The organism is Pedobacter steynii, from assembly GCF_900103665.1.
Taxonomy (GTDB): Bacteria; Bacteroidota; Bacteroidia; order Sphingobacteriales; family Sphingobacteriaceae; genus Pedobacter; species Pedobacter steynii.
Map to the genome: position 1 here is coordinate 74,391 of NZ_FNGY01000012.1, position 22,844 is coordinate 97,234.

A 22,844-nucleotide genomic window follows, 5' to 3' on the forward strand; every position below is an offset into this window, starting at 1 on the left:
AAGCATGAGACGATTTTCATTTTTATTCTTTTTACTCCTTTCCAGTACTGTTTTTGCGCAATCCAAATTAGAACGCATCGAACCGATGAACTGGTGGGTGGGGATGCACAATCCTAAACTTCAGCTCCTGATTCATGGAAATCAAATTGCAGGGTATGAGGTCCGGATTGATTATCCTGGTGTAAAACTCCTGGAAGTACATAAAGTAGAAAACCCAAATTACCTGTTCGCAGATCTTGAGATTTCTACCACTGCTAAAGCCGGAAAAATGACCATTGGTTTTTTTCTCAACGGAAAGAAAAGATTTGAAAACGTCTACGAATTAAAAGAAAGAACACAAAACACAAACAGAATTCAGGCAGTCACCAATAAAGATCTGATCTATTTACTGATGCCGGACCGTTTCTCTAACGGGGATCCGAAGAACGACATCGTAAAGGGGATGAAAGAAACGAAGCTGAACCGCGATTCTATGTATTACCGTCATGGTGGCGATTTGCAGGGATTGATCAATAAGCTGGATTACCTGAAAGACCTTGGCATAACTGCAATCTGGATGACTCCGGAAATTGAAAATGACATGTCATTGGCATCCTATCATGGATATGCCGCCACAGATCATTATAAAATAGATCCAAGGTATGGCAGCTTAGCGCTTTATAAAACACTGGTAGATAAGGTGCATGAAAAGGGGATGAAGATCGTAAAAGATATTGTACACAACCATATGGGAACCGAACATTGGTTCTTCAAAGATATGCCAATGAAAAATTGGGTCAATGAATGGCCGGTCTTTACCCAAACCAGCTATCGCGATGAGCCCGTAATGGACCCTCATGCTTCAAAAACAGATCAAAAGAAAATGCTGGATGGCTGGTTTGTACCAACCATGCCGGATTTTAACCAAAGAAACCCTTATGTACAGAATTACATTACTCAAAATCACATTTGGTGGGTAGAATATGCCGGTATTGATGGATTGAGACTGGATACTTATCCATACAATGATCCGGAATATATGAAAGACTGGGCCAACAAAATAAAAGCAGAATTTCCTACCCTGTCCATCTTCGGAGAGACATTGGTGAACTCTGCTGCGGCACAAGCTTATTTTACCGGAGGAAATACGGTGAGCAGAGGTTTTGATACCGAATTACCCGGTGTTACCGATGCAGTGATGAAGAATGCCATCTATGAAGCTTTGAATGGCAAATCAGGCTGGACGGACGGCGTATTCCGGTTATATACGACCATTGCCCAGGACTTCCTTTATCAGGATGCAGACCGTAATGTGATCTTCCTGGACAACCATGACATGAGCCGCTTTTATTCCATGGTAAATGAAGACCTGAATAAATACAAATCGGGAATGGCCTTATTACTTACCCTTCGCGGAATCCCTCAGGTTTATTATGGCACAGAAATTCTGATGAAAAATTATTCCAATCCCGACGGACTGGTACGTTCCGATTTCCCTGGTGGATGGGTTGGCGATAAATCGGACAAATTTACAGCAGCAGGGCGTACCCCACAAGAGAATGAGGCCTGGAACTACTTCCGTACCCTCGCCAATTACAGAAAGAACAGTCCGGCGTTACAGAGTGGTAAAATGATGCAATACGTGCCTGAAAATGGCCTATATACTTATTTCAGGTATCTGCCTGAAGGTGGCAAGACCGTCATGGTCATCGTCAACGGAGATGATCAGGCTAAAAACCTGGAAACGGCAAGATTTGCCGAACGCATGACTGGCGCAACAACCGCCATCAATATCATCACAAAAGAACAATTGAATACATTAAAAACCATTGCTGTACCTGCAAAAGGCACATTGGTACTTGAATTAAATTAAATGCAAGAAATCAAACAACATATCGCCTGCATATTTGACCTCGATGGGGTACTGGTAGACACTGCAGTTTATCACTATAAGGCCTGGAAACAACTGGCCAATTCTTTGGGCTTTGACTTCACCGAACACCAAAATGAGCAGTTGAAGGGCGTAAACCGGATGCGTTCATTAGACATGATCCTCCAATGGGGAGGAGTAGAGAAATCTGCTGAAGAAAAAGAAGTACTGGCAGCCAGAAAAAACGAATGGTATGTGGCCATGATCAGTAAAATGACCGAAGCGGAAGTATTACCGGGGTCTTTACAGCTTTTGCAGGAGCTCAAATCGCAAGGAATAAAGATTGCATTGGGTTCTGCCAGCAAGAATTCTTCCCTCATTCTGGAGCGTACCGCATTGGCTCATTTCTTTGACGCTATTGTAGACGGAAATTCCGTGACGACTTCCAAGCCGGACCCGGAGGTTTTCTTAAAAGCTGCAGAATTGCTAAATGCCTCGCAGGAGGATTGCGTGGTTTTTGAAGATGCCGCCGCCGGAGTACAAGCCGCAATTGCAGCAGGAATGAAAGTCGTAGGGATAGGAACAATAGAAAACCTTCCCGGATCAGATATCGTCATCAAAGACCTATCAGAAATTACCGTAACAGAAATTGAAAGACTAAAAAGTCTGACCACAGATAAAGGATAACGTAAACCGGTTTAATCACCCCCGGGATACCAGAGCAGTATATAAGATGAAGAATTACATAAAAGCAGACGAGTGGAATATTATTGAGGAAGGTTTTGATCCTCATTTGAATAAGATATCAGAGAGTTTATTTAGCATTGGCAACGGCCGCATGGGGCAACGTGCCAATTTTGAAGAAAGCTATTCCGGAGAAACTTTGCAAGGGAACTATGTGGCCGGTGTATATTATCCGGACAAAACACGTGTGGGCTGGTGGAAGAATGGCTATCCTGAATATTTTGCAAAAGTTCTGAATGCCACCAACTGGATTGGAATTCACATCCAGATCGGCGAAGAAATCTTAGACCTGAATACCTGTAAGGTAACCGAATTTAAGCGGATACTAAACATGAAAGAAGGAACGCTGAGCAGAAGTTTTAGCGCTGAACTGAAAAGTGGAAAAATCCTAAAAGTAGAAGCCATTCGTTTTTGCAGCATTGCCGATGATGAAGTTGGGGCTTTACATTACCGTCTTTCTGCCATCAATTTTGATGCAGCGGTTCAGTTGACGTCCTTTCTGGACGGAGATGTGAAAAACCAGGATTCCAATTATGATGAAAAGTTCTGGGATCAGGTGAGTCAACAACAGGAAGGCAATACCGATTATCTGGTATTGCGGACTAAAAAAACGGAGTTTGAAGTTTGCACGGTTAGCAGTACCAGTATATTAAATAACGGAGCAGCGCAGGAATTAAAACAGGTAAGCAAAGAAAAATACCTGGGACAAACCGCAACCGTTAATCTAACGCAAGGCGGGCATATCGACCTTTATAAAATCGTCGCCAACCTCTCTTCCGAGAATTATGATAAAGAACAATTGCTAAACGAAGCAAAGCTGAGGATAGACATGGCATCGGCTAAAGGTTTCTCACAATTGTGGAAAGAACAAGTTGAAGCATGGGCAAAGAAATGGGAGGAAGGCGATATCATTATCGAAGGTGACGTTGCAGCTCAACAGGCCATCCGTTTCAATATTTTCCAGCTCAACCAAACCTATACCGGAAAAGATGCCCGTTTAAATATCGGACCTAAAGGCTTTACCGGCGAAAAATACGGAGGTTCTACCTATTGGGATACGGAAGCCTATTGTATTCCTTTTTACCTGTCTGTAGCTCCGGAAGAAGTGGCTAAAAACCTATTGGTTTACCGCTATAAACACCTGGATAAAGCCATAGAAAACGCAGCTAAATTAGGATTCAAAGATGGGGCTGCCCTTTATCCAATGGTGACCATGAATGGAGAAGAATGCCATAATGAATGGGAAATCACATTTGAAGAAATTCATCGAAACGGAGCCATCGCTTTTGCCATTTTCAATTATATCAGATACACAGGTGATGAAAGTTACCTTGCCCAATATGGCCTGGAAGTATTGATCGGCATTGCCCGTTTCTGGAAACAAAGAGTGAACTGGAGTGCAGATAAAAACAAATTTGTGATGCTCGGTGTAACCGGCCCAAATGAGTACGAGAACAACATTAATAACAACTGGTATACCAACAAACTGGCGGCCTGGTGTTTAAAATATACGATTACCGCTGCGGCGAAAGTCAAAGAACAGGCTCCGGAGCAATACCTGGAGATTATCCAAAAAACAGGTCTTCGGGAAGCACAGGAATTTCAGGACTGGACCTCCGTAGCCGAACAAATGTATTATCCTTTTGATGAAAAAACCGGTGTTTTCCTACAGCAGGATGGCTTCCTGGATAAGGAACAAATCTTAGTCAAAGACTTACCGGCGGCAGAGCGCCCGCTAAACCAGAAATGGAGCTGGGACAGGATCTTGCGTTCCTGCTTTATTAAACAAGCGGATGTATTACAGGGCATGTACTTCTTTGAAGAAGAATATGACCTGGAGACGCTTCGTAAGAATTTCAATTTCTATGAAAGCAGAACGGTTCATGAAAGCTCATTATCACCATGTGTACACAGCATTTTAGCCGCAAAGCTGAATGACGAAGAGAAAGCCTATGAGTTTTACCTGCGCACTGCCCGTCTGGACCTTGACGATTATAACAACGATACCGAAGATGGATTACACATTACTTCGATGGCAGGTACCTGGATGAGTGTGGTAGAAGGTTTTGCAGGAATGCGTGTGCGTAACGGACAACTGGTGTTTCATCCGTTTTTACCTAAAAACTGGAATGCTTTTTCTTTCAGCATCGGCTTTAGAGGCGTACAGTTAAAGGTAAGCATCACTGCTGATCAGATCAGTATCCGGAACAATTCAGATCAGGAATTACAGGTGCTGGTCTTTAATCAGGCTTATCCTGTCCCTCATGGAGAAAAAGTGATTTCCTATAAAGGAGCGCTGGCATGAGCAAAAGTTTCAGAAATATTACTTTGATCGTATTGATGTATGTAGGATCTTCCGATATGAGCATGGCACAAAGCAAACCCATCATTTATCAGCTGCTGCCCCGTTTATTCGGCAATCAGCAAAGCAATAATATTCCCTTTGGTACCATTGAACAGAATGGAACGGGCAAGTTTAATGACATCAGCTTTAAAGCTTTGGATGGACTGAAAGAATTGAGCGTTACTCACGTTTGGTATACAGGGGTTGTTGCCCATGCCAGTCTGACGGATTATAGTGCCTTTGGCATTAAAGCCGATGATGCCGACGTGGTGAAAGGACGTGCTGGTTCCCCTTATGCCATCAGAGATTATTATGATGTAGATCCTGATCTGGCGGTAGAGGTGAAAAACCGAATGGCCGAGTTTGAAGCGCTGATCTCCCGGACACATCAAAAGGAGCTAAAAGTCATCATTGATTTTGTGCCCAACCATGTGGCCCGTCATTACCATTCTCTGGCGAAACCTGCGGGAGTAGAAGATTTTGGCTTTCGTGATGATGTAAAACAGAGCTTCAGTCCTGCAAATGATTACTATTATGTTCCCGGAAAGCCTTTTGTTGTTCCGGCGAATGAAGGTAATCCAAATGCTTTAACTGCTTTAAAAGATGGTCAGTTTGAGGAAAATCCAGCTAAAGCAACGGGAAACAATGTGTTCTCTCAAAGTCCTTCAAATGGCGATTGGTATGAAACGGTAAAACTGAACTATGGCGTCGATTATGGAAATGGAGAAAAGAAATATTTCGACCCTATTCCTCCGGTCTGGACAAAAATGCGTGATATTCTGGCGTATTGGGCAAAAAAGGGCGTAGACGGATTTCGCTGTGATATGGCAGAAATGGTTCCTGTAGCCTTTTGGGTATGGGTGATTCCAGAGGTTAAAAAACAATACCCTAACCTGATTTTTATAGGAGAAGCTTACAATCCGGCAGTATATAAAGAATACCTGTACACGGGTCATTTTGATTACTTATATGATAAAGTCGGATTATATGACGGCTTGAAAAAGCTGATCAGGAACGAGCCCGGCGCAAGTGTTAAAGACATTAGCAAAGTATGGCAGGTAGAAAGTGCTGGTTTTGGCGACAAGATGCTTCGCTTTCTGGAAAACCATGATGAAGAAAGAATTGCTTCTGCCGGTTTCGCTGGAAATGCGGCATATGCCATTCCGGCGATGGTGGTTTCAGCTACTTTATCTGCCGGTCCGGTGATGCTTTACTTCGGACAGGAAGTTGGGGAACCTGGAAAGGGAATTGAAGGTTTTGGTGGCGAAGACAACAGAACGACCATCTTCGATTACTGGGGTGTACCAGAACATCAGAAATGGATGAACAAAGGGGCATTTGACGGCGGATTGCTAAACCCGGAGCAACAAAAATTAAGGGCTTTCTATCAGCAACTGATGAAAGTTTCAGGTACTGCGGAAGCAGTGCTGAAAGGCGATATCCTGGAAGTTCCACTGCAAACAGAAAGGGCTTATGCCTTTATCCGGTATTCCGGAAATCAACGTTTGCTGGTTGTTGCCAATTTCGACCGGGATCAATCGGTCATCCAGGAGCTCAATGTTCCTGAAAACCTACTGAAAGGACGTCACATCACTCAGGCCGTTGATTTATTAACAGGAACGACGAACGCCCATACCAATCTATCTATATCTTTAAAGGTTTTGCCGGGAACGGCACAAATCATAGAATTTTAAAAAAATTGCCCGATGGAAAAGAAAATTGCTGTAAGTAAACCAAGACTATCATCGTTACAAATATTTAACCTGAGCGCCGGATTCTTCGGAATTCAGTTTGGATTTGCCTTACAGAATGGAAATGCCTCCAGAATCCTGCAAACCTATGGAGCGGATGTAGAACACCTTTCTCTATTCTGGCTGGCAGCACCGCTAACCGGGATGATTGTTCAACCGATTATTGGCTATTACAGTGACCGGACCTGGAACAGGTTCGGAAGGAGAAGACCCTACTTTCTGATCGGTGCGGTATTAACGGCCCTTGCTTTAATCCTTATGCCCAATTCGGCCGCTATGGCCAGTCTTTTACCGCCAATCATCATTGGCGCAGGGATGCTGATGATCATGGATGCTTCGATTAACGTGGCCATGGAACCTTTTCGCGCACTGGTCGCAGATAAGCTCCCGGAGGAGCAAAGGAGTTTTGGCTTTTCCATGCAGACGTTTCTGATTGGTGCCGGAGCCATTGCCGGTTCCTGGCTACCTTACATTCTTTCAGAATACGTAGGGGTATCGAAAGTTGCTGCACAAGGGCAGATCCCGAACAATGTGATCTATTCCTTTTATGTCGGTGCTGCGGTATTGGTGCTGACCATCCTGTGGACTGTCGTGACGACAAAAGAATATCCACCTGAAGAGATGGAACGCTACCATGGCGAATCTTCTGAAGGAGAAAATAAAGGGATCATGTCTATTTTTACGGATTTTTCCAAGATGCCTTTAACGATGAAACAATTGGGGCTGGTACAGTTTTTCTCCTGGTTCGCCTTATTCTCGATGTGGGTCTTTACGACTCCGGCAATTGCACAACATATTTATAAAGTAGCTCCCGGTGATACCTCTTCTGTGAAATTTGCAGATGCCGGGAACTGGGTGGGGATCCTCTTTGGGATTTACAATGGGGTGTCTGCCATCTACGCTTTATTATTACCCTCAATTGCGAAAGTAACCAGCAAGAAGATCGCACATGCTTTCTCTTTAACAGCAGGGGGGATAGGTTTACTTTCTGTTTATTTCATCAGCAATCCACAATACCTGATCTTCTCTATGATTGGAATCGGGCTGGCCTGGGGAAGTATCCTGTCTATGCCTTATGCCATCTTATCGAGCTCGATTCCTGCACGTAAAATGGGCGTCTATATGGGGATTTTTAATTTCTTTATCACGATGCCACAAATCGTCAATGGATTCTTCGGAGGAATGATCGTCGAAAAGTTCTACGATGGCAAGGCCATTTATGCCATTGTGATGGCCGGAGTCTTTATGCTTCTTGGAGCCATCTCTGTCCTGTATATCCGAAATAAAAAAGAATTATAAAACTGAAACGCTGAAACGAATGCCATGAGAAAAATATATGCACTCTTATTGATTTTTATGGTATTCGCTGCAGCTTGCAGGAAGTCGGATCCAATTGTCAAAGATCCGGGGACAGCGCCGCCGGTAGTGGTTTCACAGACTGGATTACTTACGACTTCTACCGATTTCCCGACAGCAGAAGAAACCTTTACCCTTACTTTTGACGCTGCAAAAGGAAATGCTGCTTTACAAAACACTTCCGGAGACATCTACATGTATACCGGGGTCATCACCGACAAAAGTACAGGAGCTGCCGACTGGAAATATGTTAAAAGTGCTTCTTTTAGCAGTCCGGATCCCGCGGCAAAGATGACTGCCATTGGAAACGGGAAGTTTCAGATCAGTTTAAGTCCCCGTAGTTTTTATGGCGTTCCGCCGGGGGAGAAGATCCTTCAGCTGGTGATGTTGTTCCGTACCGGTGATGGAAAGATTGTGGGGCGAAACAAAGACCAAAGCGATTTGTACCTGCCTATTTATGAAGCCAATCAACTTGGCATCCGGTTTAAACTGCCTGAATTTGAACCTACCTTCAATCCCGTTCCGGTGATCAGCATTCAAATGGTCGGAGAGGAACTGAGCATTAATGCCGTTGCCTCGAAAGCAGCGACACTGAACCTTTCTCTGGACGGTGTCGGCTTTGCTTCGGTAACCAACGCAAAAGAGATCAATGGAAAGGTCAAAGTGAACGCTGCGGGAAGACACGAGCTGAAACTTAGCGGAACAGATGGTACAACTACCATAGAACGCTCTTTTACCTTTCTTTTAAATGGAAGCGTAGAGACTGCTGAACTGCCGGCAGGGGCAAAAGAAGGAGTGGTCTTTATCAATGGAGGAAAATCAGCCATTCTTACTTTGTATGCTCCTTTCAAACAATATGTTTATGCCATCGGCGATTTTAACGACTGGCAGTCCGGCCTTCCTTATTTCATGAAAAGGACACCCGATGGTAACAAATGGTGGGTTCAGATTGATAATCTACAGGCGGGTAAGGAGTATGCCTATCAATACCTGGTCGATGGCAAATTAAGAATTGCCGATCCTTATACAGAAAAGGTGATCGATCCTCAGTATGACAAGAGTATTCCTTCTGCAAATTATCCTTCCATCATGCCTTATCCAACGGGAAAGACTTCGGGCATCCTGAGCGTAATGCAGAGCAGTCAGCCTGTTTATTCCTGGAAATACAAAAACTTTAAAAGACCGGAAAAGAACGATTTGGTGATCTACGAACTGCACCTTCGCGATTTTCTTAAAAATGCAAATTACAATACCCTGAGGGATACGCTGGACTACCTGACTAAACTTCATGTGAATGCCATCGAACTGATGCCAATCAATGAGTTTGAGGGAAATTCCAGTTGGGGCTATAACCCTTCCTTCTATTTCGCTCCTGATAAATATTATGGAACAAAGGCCGCATTACAGCAATTCATAGACGAGTGTCATGGACGTGGGATTGCGGTAATCATGGACATGGTGCTGAACCATTCTTTTGGGCAGTCGCCGATGGTGCAATTGTATTTTGATGAAGCTTCAGGAAAACCTGCCACAAATAGTCCCTGGTTTAATGCAACACCCACCCATCCTTTTAATGTAGGGTACGATTTTAACCATGAAAGTCCGGCGACGAAAAGCTTTGTTAAGCAGGTGCTTAAGTTCTGGATGGATACCTATCAGGTAGATGGCTTCAGGTTTGACCTTTCCAAGGGATTCACTCAAAAGAACTCCGGAACTTCTGATGCCGGAGTTTCTGCCTGGAGTGCTTATGATCCGGGTAGGGTGGCCATCTGGAAAGACTACAATTCATATATTAAAACCAATAATCCGGATAACTTCTACGTCATTCTGGAGCACTTTGCTGCAGATGGAGAAGAGAAAGAGCTTTCTGAGGAAGGGATGATGTTCTGGAACAATGTCAATGCAAGTTTTAACCAGGCAACGATGGGTTATCAGGAAAATTCCGATTTTTCGCGCGCTTTCTCCGGAACGCATGGCTTTAGCAGATCGGAAAATCTGGTCAGCTATATGGAAAGCCACGATGAAGAGCGGCTCATGTTTAAAAACCTGAGTTATGGCAATGCTTCGGGAAGTTATCAAGTGAAAAACCTTACCACGGCATTGAAACGTCAGGAGATGGCGGCAGCATTCTTCTTCTCCATTCCGGGACCGAAAATGTTATGGCAGTTTGGAGAATTGGGATATGAGGTGTCGATAGAGCAAAATGGAAGAACAGGAGAAAAACCAATACACTGGGACTACCTCGGGCAGGCGGCACGTTGGTCTTTGAGGGCAACTTATGCCGATCTTATTAATTATAAAACGAACAATTCCATTTTCAAAACGGGTATTCCAACGTATAATCTTAGCGGATCTGCCAAATACCTGAAGTTAACGAATACAGACAATACAGTCGTGGTGCTTGGCAATTTTGATGTGAAGGAACAGGTCATCAGCATAGACTTCGGGCAATCCGGACAATGGCTGGAATGGCCGGGAGGAAATACGATGAGCCTTACCGGAAATACCTATACAAAAACACTGAGCCCTGGCGAATACCATATATATAGCAGAAAGCCTTTGTATCTCAGATAAAAAGAGTAACAATTTTAAAGCATAGGATGCATTGATTGGGTTTAGTTATGATATTTATATCCATAAACCAACCTAAACCACTAATGAGAACAAAAGTATTTACCCTTGCATTGGCTTGTGTATGCTGTTTTAGCCTTTCATATGCACAAAGGGCTCCCTCGGCGAAAACTGAACCGGCTGCAAAGACCGAACCGGTAAGCCCTTCCAGGACCATCGTTCCTGAAAGTTCAGTCGTTACCCAACATCAGGCCACCATCAACGGACAGCGCATTGCTTATAAGGCAACTGCAGGAACCCTGCCGGTATGGGATGAAGAGGGAAAAGCAATTGCAGGTCTGTTTTACACTTATTATGAGCGTTCCGATGTTCAAAACCGCGACAGCAGGCCATTGGTGATCTCCTTTAACGGAGGCCCGGGTTCTGCTTCTGTATGGATGCACATCGCCTATACCGGACCTGTAGTTTTAAAGATCGACGATGAGGGATATCCGGTGCAGCCTTATGGGTATAAAGAAAACCCCAGCTCCATCCTTGATGTTGCGGATATCATTTACATCGACCCGGTCAATACCGGTTACTCACGACCAACAAGTAAAGATGTTCCGGGAGCTAAGTTTTTTGGCGTTAATGCCGATATCAAATACCTGGCAGAATGGATCAATACTTTTGTGACCAGGAGCAACCGATGGGCATCTCCTAAATTCCTGATCGGGGAAAGTTATGGAACTACCCGTGTTTCGGGATTGGCATTGGAGCTTCAGAATTCGCAATGGATGTATTTAAACGGAGTAATCCTGGTGTCGCCAACAGAACTTGGAATCGAAAGAAGCGGACCTGTTGAAGCTGCTTTACGCTTGCCGTACTATGCAGCTACTGCCTGGTACCATAAAGTGCTTCCCTCTGACTTGCAGTCTAAAACACTGTCGGCTTTTTTACCCGAAGTGGAGGAGTTTACCATCAATGAACTTTTACCGGCGATGGCAAGGGGCAACTTCCTGACGGAACAAAAGAAGAAAGAAATTGCCGCTAAGATGGCGCGTTATTCCGGAATTTCAGAAAAGGTGATCCTACAATATAACCTGGATGTGTCTACCAATTTTTTCTGGAAAGAGTTGCTGCGGGATAAAGGTTTTACCGTTGGCCGTTTAGATTCCAGGTATAAAGGAATCGATAAAAATGATGGAGGAGACCGGCCTGATTACAATGCCGAGCTGACTTCCTGGTTGCATTCTTTTACCCCTGCGATTAATATGTACCTTAGAAATGAACTGAATTATAAAACGGACCTGAAGTACAATATGTTCGGATCGGTAAGGCCATGGGACAATAGTAACGACAAAACCGGAGAGAACTTACGACAGGCGATGGCACAAAATCCATATCTGAATGTAATGGTGCAGTCGGGATATTTTGATGGCGCATGTGATTATTTTAACGCAAAATACAGCATGTGGCAATTAGATCCCGGAGGCAGATTAAAAGACAGATTGAGCTTTGAGGGCTATGAAAGCGGCCATATGATGTATTTAAGGAAGGACGATCTCTCAAAAGGAAATCGCCATATCCGTGAATTTATATTAAAATCTTTACCTAAACCCGGGGTGCCTGCGAAGTTTTAAATAAAATGCCTATTTTTACAGCCCACTTATGGAACAGATAAAAACATCATTTGATTTCGAAAAACCTTTAGCTGAATTGGCGCAGCAAATTGAAAAGGTTAAACAGGTTGCCGATAAAACCAAAGTAGATATGTCTGCGACACTAGCAGAACTGGAAGAGAAGTTGGCTGAAACTCAGCTCACACTTTACAGCCACCTTAGCGGATGGCAGAAAGTTCAGATGTCACGTCATCCTGAAAGGCCTCAAACCCTGGATTACATCAGCATGATCTGCGATGATTTCATAGAAATGCATGGCGACAGAACTGTAAAGGACGATAAAGCTATTATTGGCGGTTTTGCAAGCATTGCAGGCCAGACGGTAATGGTGATCGGACACCAGAAAGGTAAAAATACGAAAGAACGTCAGTACCGTAATTTCGGAATGGCTAATCCTGAAGGATATAGAAAAGCATTGCGCTTAATGCGTCTTGCCGAGAAATTCAATAAACCGGTGATTTCTTTTATTGATACAATGGGTGCTTATCCGGGATTGGAAGCAGAAGAACGCGGACAAGGAGAAGCAATTGCACGTAACCTGTTAGAAATGTCTGTGCTGAAAGTACCGATCCTATGTTTTGTAGTAGGTGAAGGCGCTTCAGGTGGTGCATTGGGAATCGGAATCGGCGACCGTGTCTATATGCTGGAGCATACCTGGTATTCTGTAATTTCTCCGGAATCCTGCTCATCTATTTTATGGAGGAGCTGGGATTATAAGGAAAGAGCAGCAGAATGTCTGAAACTGACTTCCGATGATATGTACAAAAATCAACTGATCGATGGCATCATTAAAGAGCCACTGGGAGGTGCACATCAGAATCCTGAGGCAATGGGTGAAACAGTGAAAGAACAGATCTTAAAAGACCTGGCTATACTTAAAAAGTTAAAAACGGATACCATGATCACCCAGAGAATTGATAAATTCTGTGCAATGGGTGTGGTAAACGAATAAATCATTATAAAGAAATCAAAGGAAAAGGCTGCAACTCACACTGCGGCCTTTTCCTTTTTAATATTTTCCATAAAATCGTATGATAAAGAAAATCGGATACGGCCTTGCCTTGATACTCTCTCTCTTTGTATTGCTCCTTTGTATACTCTTCATCCGGCGGCCGGAGCTGATCCGTGTTTTACGCTACCAGACGCCTGCTGCGGAAACCTATAAAATATATCCACAATCGTTGGTAAGTCCGGCAGATACCCCTTTTCATTTCGTAAAAGCGGAAAAGATGAGGGAGGACCTGGATACGATGATGGTCTTCGACCGGGATAAAAAAAGGATGACCTTTAAAGATTACCTGGAAGCAGGAAAGATCAACCTTTTTATGGTGATCAGGAATGATACCGTGATTTACCAGAAGTTTAAGCCAGGTTATAGTGATACCAGCTTAACCACACTCTTTTCTGTAGCCAAGTCGATGGTCTCGATCATGTTGGGACAGGCAATTGAAGAAGGAAAGATTAAAAGTCTGGACGATCGCCTGCTGGTCTATGTTCCTGAATTGAAAAAGAACCCTGCATTTGATCAGATTACTCTAAGGAACCTGATGGAGATGAAATCAGGCCTGGAGTTCAGTGGCCTTGAGGGTGGACTGATTGCTGCATTTTTATCGGATGAAGCCAAATACTATTATACAGAAGACCTAAAAAAAGAGTTGTCAAAGCTTAAAGCAGATCATCCTCCGGGAAAGGTCTGGAAATATAAAAGCGTTGATGTCATGCTACTCAGCTGGGCATTGGAGCAGGCAACGGGAAAAAAGATCGCTGCTTATTTTCAGGATAACATCTGGAAAAAAATAGGAGCTGCACATCCGGCAAGCTGGGGGCTGGACCATGTTGATGGGCTGGCCAATACCGCAAGCAGGTTTCAGGCTACCGCCATAGATCTGGCCAAAATCGGAAGGTTATACCTTAATAAGGGCAATTACAACGGGGATCAGGTGGTTCCTGAAGCATGGGTAGCACACTCGGTCCATGCAAATGCAGATCCTGCTGTTCCTGTAAAAGGCTGGCAGAAGACGCGGCAAAACTATCTATGGTGGCTTCCTCAGGAAGGAATCAATGGTGACTTCGCAGCAGAGGGAATGCGTGGGCAACGTTTATATGTAGATCCTTTGACACATACGATTATTGTTCAGTTTGCCCTTAGAGGAGCCGGAGATTATCCCTATCGTAAGATCAGCCGTTACTTGTCAGGATTACCTTTTACCTATCCTAAATAGCGTAAATAGAAAATACAGGCATAAAAAAAGAGCATCCCAAAACGGAATGCTCTTTTTTTATGGATTTGAAATCTTATTGTTGCGGTGGAAAGAAAGCAGAGAATCTTGCTTCTAACATCGAAAACTTATCATTCAGGTCTTTACTGAGTTTCGTTTGTTTGTATTCAGCAGCAGTTCTTGCCATCTGGTTCAGGAAGGACATGCCCAGCTGAACATTTTGTCCGCCTACAAACTTCTTCTTGCTTTGAGAAACATCGGCAAGGTAAATCAGTTCTTTTTCAATATAGGCAGCCGATTTTTCAATCAGTGCATTTGCTCTTTTCGGATCATTGAGCAGGTATAGGTTTTCTGCCATAAAATAAGCCCCCATCATAGAACGCATGCCATAGAATTTCTCCGGCATCACTTCAAAATAACGGTTCACTACTTTTTTAGCATCTTCTGTTTTACCTTCTTTAAGTAATCCTGAGATCGTATTGTTAAACACATTGGTGAAGATCGAGATGTCATCACCTGATTGTGTATCCAGATAAGTTGCATTTTTAACATTACCCCATACAAACTTGTTCATCACATTGTTGTATAGTGGTGCAATATTAAGCTGCTCATTTTTAGCTGCTGCAGTATCTGGTTTGAAAGGCATCAGGCGCAAAGCCAGACCTTCGTTATATAAGTATTTATCTAATCCATTATATTGATCAGAAGGAACAGTACTTGCGAAATAAATTGGTCTCTTCCAGTCGTTATGTACCAGGATGTCGAACATTGCCAACGTTCCTTTAGTTACATAACCTTTATTGAAAGTCCATTCCAGTGCAGGAGCAATTCTTGCAGAATCCGCTGTAGTGGCAGCACCGTTTTTGATGGCATCCGCTTTATTGATCGTTAGTTTAAAGTTCTTTGTCGGAATGAAGTTTACTTTTCTTCCATCATTCAAAGGAACTTTATCCTCATTGTTCTCAGAAAGCAAGAGCTCTACAATCGTTTTTAACTCCACATTTCCTGCAATATCTTTATCCTGATAGTACATCACGTCTCTTTCCCCCTGAACATACTGAGATTCTTTCATGGTAATCGGAAGCGGCGCAGACTCATTTTGTTTGCGTTTCATTCCATTGATGTACCAATCCGTATCGAATAAGCTCAGGTTAACCAAACGGATATCCGGTCTGATGTTTTCTACTTCCTGTGCGTACCATAGGGGATAAGTATCATTATCTCCATAAGTAAAGAGAATGGCATTCGGAGCGCATGACTGCAGATAGTCGACTGCAATATCATGAGCAACCATTTTCGTAGAACGGTCATGGTCATCCCATCCCTGAGCAGCCATAATGATCGGCGCAGCGAATAAACCGGCTGCCGTCGCTAAAATCCCTCCCGTGGCCGGGGTCATCTTTTTAAAGATCCATTCCCTTAAAGCAAGGACACCAAATCCGATCCAGATGGCAAAGGCATAGAACGATCCCGCATAAGCATAATCACGTTCCCTTGGTTCCATTGGTTTCTGATTCAGGTAGAATACAATGGCAATACCGGTAAAGAAGAATAAAAGGCCAACAATACCGGCGTCTTTCTGATTCCGTTTGAAATGCCATATCGCTCCTAACAATCCCATAATTAAAGGAAGGAAGAAGAACCTGTTATAAGCATTACTCTCTGTGATGGAAGGTGGCAGGTTTTTCTGATCTCCAAGCATCATACCGTCGATAGGCTTGATGCCACTCAGCCATTGGCCTTCGTAAATACTGCCTTGTCCCTGGTCGTCATTTTGTCTGCCGACAAAGTTCCACATAAAGTACCTCATGTACATCTGTCCGACCTGGTAAGACATCAGGAAGCCGACATTGTCAATCAAACTTGGGAAATGATCGTCACTAAAGCCCATCATGTCTTTATAGTAAGCTACGTGACCTGGATCATCGCTATACATACGCGGGAAAGGAGTAGTTCTGTCATATTCGTATTCGGTCTTTTTACCGGCTACTTCATATTTTTCAGCACCTTTTCTATATAGTGTTTTTCCTTCTACTACATTTACACCCTGAGAATTATAGTTAGGACCGAATAATAAAGGTCTGTCGCCATATTGTTCCCTGTTCAGGTAGCCTAAGAAAGAGAAGGCATTGTCAGGAGAACTGTTGTTCAGGTTAGGGTTTGCTTTTGCACGGATAATGATCATGGCAAATGAACCGTAACCAAAAATGATCAGCACGGTAGATAGCAAAGCCAGGTTGAGGATTTTTTTCTGGTGTTTGATGGAATACCTGATCGCCCAGGTTAATCCGCCTATAAGCAGGATGGCAAAGAAAATTACGCCGCTGCCAAAGCCCATTCCTAAAGTGTTTACGAAGAACAAGTCGAAATATGCACCAAATGAAACCAGGTATTGTATGATTCCATACTGGATCACCGCAAGAATAAGAATACCTACGATCCCGGCTTTAATAGTACCAGCAGTAGTGGGGTTTTTTGTTTTCTTGAAATAATATACAAAAGCAATTGCCGGAATGGTTAATAAGTTCAATAAGTGAATCCCGATGGATAAACCCATGATATAAGCGATGAACAACAACCACCTGTCTGCACGTGGTTCATCCGCATTGGCTTCCCATTTTAATATTCCCCAGAATACAATAGCGGTGAATAAGGAAGAAAGCGCATATACTTCAGACTCTACTGCCGAAAACCAGAAGCTGTCGGAAAAGGTATAAGCAAGGGCACCTACGATACCTGCACCCATAATAGAGATCAGGTTAGATTTGCTGACTGCTTCATTTTCTTTTACCAGGACTTTTTTCGCCAATGCGGTGATGGTCCAGAATAAGAATAAGATCGTTGCGCCACTGGCGATTGCAGAACCTACGTTCATGAAGTAAGCTACTTTAGTGACATCCCCAAAAGCGAAGAGTGAAAAGAATCGCTGGATCATCAGGAACAAAGGGGCTCCCGGTTGGTGGACTACCTGCATTTTTAAGGCAGAGGCGATAAACTCACCGCAGTCCCAGAAACTCACTGAGGGTTCTAATGTCAGGACATACGTTACTGTAGCTATCAGAAAACAAATCCAGCCGGTAAGGTTGTTGGTTTTTGAATAATTCATTTCTTGTATTGAATAGTTATTAAAGTCGAGCGAATAAAATGCAGCCGAAAATAAAGAATAAGATTGATAAACGCACAAAGTAATGGGGAGTTTAACAAATTAAACGAAGGATCAGGGCCCTCTTATTACAGTATCACTTATATGTTACCATAAGTAGGGCTGGTTATTTTTAGAAGAGCGGGTTGAAGAACAGTGCCTTTTTTAAGGTCTGAATTCTCTTCTTCAATTTTTTTTAAAAAAAGTTTAAAAAAAAGATCATTTACAACTTCCTGATTTTAAATAATTTATTTGCCCTGTGAACCGGGGGGCTTAAATTATTTTAATTTTTTTTGTGTCAGCCCTTGCAAAAATCAAAAATGTGCGTACATTTGCATTCCCTTACAAAGCAAGCCTATCACGCTTTAAAAAGGAAAGATTGCCCGATAGTATAAAGGTAGTACAACGGTTTTTGGTACCGTTTGTCTAGGTTCGAATCCTGGTCGGGCAACAAAACATATTCGGATTGTGGTTTTACTCACAATCCGATTTTTTTTAACCAGCATTGATACACCTTCAATCATGCCATTGCAGTTTAACCCAGTTAAGCTTTTTGCCGGAACCGGTACAAAAGAATTAGCAATCAAAATTGCCGAAAGCTACGGCAAGCCTCTAGGCGACGTCACTTTAAACCGGTTTAGCGACGGTGAATTTCAACCTTCTTACGATGAAACAGTACGCGGTTGTGATGTCTTCCTAATCAATTCTACTTACCAGCCTAACGACAACTTAATGGAGCTTTTGTTAATGATTGATGCCGCAAAACGTGCATCTGCTCATTACATTACTGCTGTTGTTCCTTACTATGGTTTGGCCAGACAAGACAGGAAAGATAAACCACGTGTGGCGATCGGAGCGAAATTGGTAGCCAACTTATTAAAGTCTGCAGGTATCCACAGGATCATGACAATGGACCTTCACGCTGCTCAGATACAAGGTTTCTTCGATATCCCTGTAGACCATTTAGATGGTTCAGTGATCTTCGTTCCTTATATCAAAAGCTTAGGCCTGGAGAATTTAACCATTGCCTCTCCGGATATGGGTGGTTCTTACAGAGCACGTACATTTGCAAAGTTCTTCAATGCAGAGGTGGTGATTTGTGATAAGAGACGTAAACGTGCCAATGAAATCGAATCGATGTCTATCATTGGAGATGTAGTTGGTCAGGATATCGTTTTAATTGACGACATTTGCGACACCGCCGGAACTTTATCCAAAGCAGCAGCGCTGATTATGGAAAAAGGAGCGAAAAGTGTGAGAGCGGTTTGTACACACCCGGTATTGTCGGGGAATGCTTACGAAACGATTGAGAACTCCATGCTGGCAGAACTGATCGTTACAGATACCATCCCACTGAAACGTAAGAGTGATAAAATCAGGGTATTGAGTACTGCTGAATTATTTGCAAAAGCAATTGCCAATGTAAATGAACACGGTTCTATCAGTGACCTTTTTAAAGTTTAATATTTTAATACAACATATATAATCAATAAAAAATGAAAACAATCGCAATTAGCGGTTCTCCAAGAGAGAACGTAGGGAAACGCGATGCTAAAGAGCTTCGCTATGAAGGTAAAGTTCCTGCAGTATTGTATGGTGGTAAAGAGCAAAAACATTTTGCTGTAATTACAACCGAATTAAAGGATGCTATTTATACTCCTGAAGCAAACTTTGTTGAAATTGACATTAATGGTACTAAAACTAAAGCGATCATTAAAGAATTACAATTTCACCCGCTTACAGACTTATTATTACACGTAGATTTTCTTCAGTTATTTGACGACAAAGAGATCTTAATGGAAATCCCTGTTAAATTAACCGGTACTTCTCCAGGTGTTAAAATGGGTGGTAAATTAGTACAGAAATTACGTAAACTTCGTGTTAGAGCATTCCCTAAAGATATGCCTCAGACAGTTGAAGTGAGCATTGCTAAATTAGAAGTTGGAAACTTGTTCCGCGTACGTGACCTTGCAAAAGCTGACTACGTGATCACAAACACTCCGGAAGATACGATCGTATCTGTAGGAATGTCAAGAGCTTTAAAACAAGCAGAAAACGAAGCTAACAAGAAATAATTTCTTTCAGCTTATTCAGAAAAGCAGCATCGGCAACGGTGCTGCTTTTTTTGTGGAATAGATTTATGGTAAATGTTTGTTCTCATCTAAACTATTATATTTGCAGCACATGAAATACTTAATCGTTGGTTTAGGGAATATCGGTCCTGAATATATGGATACGCGACACAATATTGGTTTTAATATCGCTGATGAGCTGGTGAGAGACCTGGGGGGATCATTTTCAAATGTCCGCCTGGCCTATTATGCGGAGGTTTCTTTTAAAGGAAAAAAACTGCATGTGATCAAGCCAACCACCTATATGAACCTGAGCGGTAAATCGGTCAACTATTATATGCAGGAACTGAGAATCCCATTGGAAAACGTATTGGTTATTGTAGATGACCTGGCATTGCCATTGGGTAAACTGAGGCTGAAAATGCAGGGCAGCAGTGCCGGACATAACGGATTGAAAAGTATTGAAGGCCTTTGTGGCGGACAAGGCTATCCCCGCTTACGTTTCGGCATCAGCGATAACTTTGCCAAAGGCAGGCAAGCGGATTATGTGCTCAGTTCTTTTGATAAAGACGAGCTCCCGGAACTTCCGGCATTGATTGATAAAAGCGTGGACCTGATCAAAAGTTTTGTGACCGTAGGCCCTGCGCTTACCATGACTGCTTTTAATAAGTAGTATCGGCTATCCCGGAATACCTGGTTATTTTTTCATGCAGGACCTCTAACTCGAAAGGTTTACTGACCACATCATTTGCACCGGCGTCGATAGCCGTCTGTTTATCCGTTTCTAATACCGCAGCGGAGAAGGTGATGATAGGGGTGTTTTCCTTGCCTTTAATAAATCCTTCACGGATGAGTTTAATGGCATCCAGTCCGTTCATGACCGGCATAAAGGTATCCATCAGAATCAGGTCGTAGTCCGACTCTCTGAGCTTATCTAATGCATCCTTACCGTTCTCTACCACATCGGGATTAACTTCCCAGTCCTTTAATATTTTTACAATCAGAAATTTGTTGATGGGATTGTCTTCTGCGACAAGAACCCTTAATCCTTTAAAGGGACCTAAATGAGGTTTGTTCATTTTTTTAACAACTACTGTATCTTTTAACACTTCATACCAATTGGTGAAACAGAAGGTGCTGCCTACGCCTTCTTCACTGATGACTTCCAGGACACCTCCTTTTAACTTTGCCAGGTTTTTAACAATAGACAGGCCTAGTCCTGTGCCTCCAAACTTTACGGTTGTTTGTTCGTCCGCCTGTTCAAAGGTTTCAAAGATTTTATCAATATTGTTTTTGGCAATGCCGATGCCGGTATCGATGACTGAAAATTTGATCTGCAGGTTATTCCCTTTTCTATCGAGAATTTCCGTTTTCAAAGTGACACTTCCCTGAATGGTAAACTTAATCGCATTTCCAATCAGGTTCATCAGGATTTGGTTCAGGCGAAGCGAATCCGCCAGGACCAGTTTTGGCAATTCTGCATCAAACTCAGTGATCAGGTCAAGCTCCTTCTCAATGGCACGGATGCGCAGCAGGTTCACTACCGAATTGCAAATTTTTACAATATCTGTTTCGGACCTGTTAATTTTGAACTTTCCGGATTCAATCTTTGAAAGGTCCAGAATGTCGTTGATCACCCCCAGTAAGGAGTCTGAGGAGATCTCCAAAAGGTTGATCATCTCTTTCTGTTCCGCTGTTAAATTTGTTCTTCCCAACAGGTTGGCCAGGCCGATAATCCCATTGATAGGTGTGCGGATTTCATGGCTCATATTGGCCAGGAAATTCTCCTTAATCCTTTTCCCCTGTTCTGCCTGTTCCTTTGCCTTGATCAGTTCTTTCTGATAAGCCTCCAGTTCATGGTTTTTCTTTTTGATCTCTCTTTCATTTCTTACCAGCTGTATAAAGGAGTCTACCTTAGCGGAAGTCACATAGGGATCAAGCGGTTTGTAGAGGTAATCCACTGCTCCGGTATTCAGGCCCTTTACGGCATATTTCGTTTCTTTGGAAATTGCAGTCACAAATATGATGAGGATTCCTTTTGTTCTGGGGTTGCTTTTTAAAATTTCTACCAGCTCAAACCCATCCATCTCCGGCATTTGAACATCCACCAGGGCAATGGCAATATCCATTTCCCAGGATATTCTCAAGGCTTCATTGGGATTGGTGGTGGTAATAATATTGATGTCATCACGCTGAAGCAATGCCTCGAGGGCAATGATGTTTTCAGGTCTGTCATCAACAATTAAGATATTAATCTTTTCCATAGGTCTCAGGTATGAGGTAGTGTTTCGGGGATGGTTTGAATGTCCCCTATGCTATTTTTTGGTAAATGTTATTTCTCTTGTCAATAATTTTAAAACGACCGGTTTCTGTACTTCTTAAAGTTTCTTTGGCACCTAAACACAGGAATCCAAAATTAGCTAAACTATTATAGAATAACTCAATTACTCTCTTTTGCAGATCTGTATTAAAATAGATCAATACATTGCGGCAGGAGATGACCTGAAATTCGTTAAATACGCCATCTGAAGCCAGGTTATGTGCCGAGAACAACAGGTTTTTTTTGAGGGAACGGTTGATGGAAGCTGCTTCATAGCGGGCGGTATAAAAATCAGAAAGCGTATGCATGGTTCCTGTCTTTTGATAATTTTCAGAGTACTGCTTCATCTTTTGTAAATCATAGATCCCGTCTTTAGCGAAATCCAGAACATCATTATTGATATCTGTACCGTAGAAAAAACTCCGGTCATACAACTCTTCTTCGGCAAACATGATGGCGTAAGAATATAATTCTTCCCCCGTAGAGCAACCTGCATTCCAAACTTTAATCCTTTGATAGGAACGAAGATAGGGAATGATATTTTCCTTCACAGACCTGTAAAATGCAGGGTCCCGGAACATTTCTGTCACGTTAACGGTGATCTCTATTAAAAAGGATTCGAAATAGTCATGGTCATTTGTCAATAAGGTACGTAAGTCAAATAAACTTAGTTTTTGCAATTGCATAATCCTGGTCACCCTTCTTTTCAGAGAGGCCGCAGAGTAATCGCTAAAATCAAAACCATGAATGTTTTTTATGAAATCAACTAACTCTGCTAATTGATCATAGCTGATGTAATCCTCCTCCTTATGCAT

15 protein-coding genes and 1 tRNA gene are annotated in these 22,844 nt (G+C 42.7%); 13 read left to right on the forward strand and 3 right to left on the reverse strand.

Annotation, left to right across the window (positions count from 1 at the left end; translation table 11 throughout):
* The first annotated feature begins 4 nt into the window (after positions 1-4).
* From BLQ87_RS27175 to BLQ87_RS27215, 9 genes are all read left to right on the forward strand, one after another.
* Positions 5-1,852, forward strand: a complete 1,848-nt coding sequence (locus BLQ87_RS27175) for a glycoside hydrolase family 13 protein (protein ID WP_074612080.1) — start codon at positions 5-7, stop codon at positions 1,850-1,852.
* On the forward strand, positions 1,853-2,536 hold the full coding sequence (gene pgmB / locus BLQ87_RS27180; protein ID WP_074612081.1) for a beta-phosphoglucomutase: 684 nt from the start codon (positions 1,853-1,855) through the stop codon (positions 2,534-2,536). It begins immediately after the preceding gene.
* Between the two features lie 46 nt (positions 2,537-2,582).
* Positions 2,583-4,898: a glycoside hydrolase family 65 protein gene (locus tag BLQ87_RS27185; RefSeq protein WP_074612082.1), complete on the forward strand. Its 2,316-nt coding sequence runs from the start codon at positions 2,583-2,585 to the stop codon at positions 4,896-4,898.
* Positions 4,895-6,631, forward strand: a complete 1,737-nt coding sequence (locus BLQ87_RS27190) for an alpha-amylase family glycosyl hydrolase (RefSeq protein ID WP_074612083.1) — start codon at positions 4,895-4,897, stop codon at positions 6,629-6,631. Before BLQ87_RS27185 ends, BLQ87_RS27190 begins: the two co-directional genes overlap by 4 nt.
* A 12-nt stretch (positions 6,632-6,643) precedes the next feature.
* The gene (locus BLQ87_RS27195) at positions 6,644-7,987 is read left to right on the forward strand and encodes an MFS transporter (RefSeq protein WP_074612084.1); all 1,344 of its coding nucleotides are present in this window, start codon (positions 6,644-6,646) and stop codon (positions 7,985-7,987) included.
* 24 nt (positions 7,988-8,011) lie between these two features.
* Positions 8,012-10,618: a DUF4961 domain-containing protein gene (locus BLQ87_RS27200; protein WP_074612085.1), complete on the forward strand. Its 2,607-nt coding sequence runs from the start codon at positions 8,012-8,014 to the stop codon at positions 10,616-10,618.
* Positions 10,619-10,701: 83 nt separating this feature from the next.
* Complete coding sequence (locus BLQ87_RS27205) at positions 10,702-12,237, forward strand: S10 family peptidase (RefSeq protein ID WP_074612086.1); 1,536 nt, start codon at positions 10,702-10,704, stop codon at positions 12,235-12,237.
* A gap of 28 nt (positions 12,238-12,265) precedes the next feature.
* Positions 12,266-13,228, forward strand: coding sequence for an acetyl-CoA carboxylase carboxyltransferase subunit alpha (locus BLQ87_RS27210; RefSeq protein WP_083362079.1), 963 nt, complete (start codon positions 12,266-12,268; stop codon positions 13,226-13,228).
* 79 nt (positions 13,229-13,307) lie between these two features.
* Positions 13,308-14,498, forward strand: a complete 1,191-nt coding sequence (locus BLQ87_RS27215) for a serine hydrolase domain-containing protein (RefSeq protein ID WP_074612087.1) — start codon at positions 13,308-13,310, stop codon at positions 14,496-14,498.
* 73 nt (positions 14,499-14,571) lie between these two features.
* On the opposite strand, the gene BLQ87_RS27220 is transcribed toward BLQ87_RS27215, so the two are convergent.
* Positions 14,572-17,601 carry a glycosyltransferase family 117 protein gene (locus tag BLQ87_RS27220; RefSeq protein WP_074612088.1) on the reverse strand — a complete coding sequence of 1,010 codons (3,030 nt, stop codon included), beginning with the start codon at positions 17,599-17,601 and terminating at the stop codon, positions 14,572-14,574.
* 416 nt (positions 17,602-18,017) lie between these two features.
* On the opposite strand from BLQ87_RS27220, the gene BLQ87_RS27225 reads away from it, so the two are divergent.
* The 4 genes from BLQ87_RS27225 to pth all read left to right on the forward strand — a co-directional run bounded on the left by BLQ87_RS27225 (position 18,018) and on the right by pth (position 20,382).
* A tRNA-Gln gene (locus tag BLQ87_RS27225) sits at positions 18,018-18,088 on the forward strand.
* 71 nt (positions 18,089-18,159) lie between these two features.
* Positions 18,160-19,101, forward strand: coding sequence for a ribose-phosphate pyrophosphokinase (locus BLQ87_RS27230; protein ID WP_074612089.1), 942 nt, complete (start codon positions 18,160-18,162; stop codon positions 19,099-19,101).
* 32 nt (positions 19,102-19,133) lie between these two features.
* A complete protein-coding gene (locus BLQ87_RS27235; protein ID WP_073232260.1) occupies positions 19,134-19,712 on the forward strand; it encodes a 50S ribosomal protein L25/general stress protein Ctc in 579 nt (192 codons plus the stop codon).
* Positions 19,713-19,821: 109 nt separating this feature from the next.
* Complete coding sequence (pth, locus tag BLQ87_RS27240) at positions 19,822-20,382, forward strand: aminoacyl-tRNA hydrolase (protein ID WP_074612090.1); 561 nt, start codon at positions 19,822-19,824, stop codon at positions 20,380-20,382.
* On the opposite strand, the gene BLQ87_RS27245 is transcribed toward pth, so the two are convergent.
* Positions 20,372-21,973, reverse strand: a complete 1,602-nt coding sequence (locus BLQ87_RS27245) for a response regulator (protein WP_074612091.1) — start codon at positions 21,971-21,973, stop codon at positions 20,372-20,374. The two genes, pth and BLQ87_RS27245, sit on opposite strands and share 11 nt — an antisense overlap.
* A gap of 46 nt (positions 21,974-22,019) precedes the next feature.
* Positions 22,020-22,844 carry a CheR family methyltransferase gene (locus tag BLQ87_RS27250; RefSeq protein ID WP_074612092.1) on the reverse strand — a complete coding sequence of 275 codons (825 nt, stop codon included), beginning with the start codon at positions 22,842-22,844 and terminating at the stop codon, positions 22,020-22,022.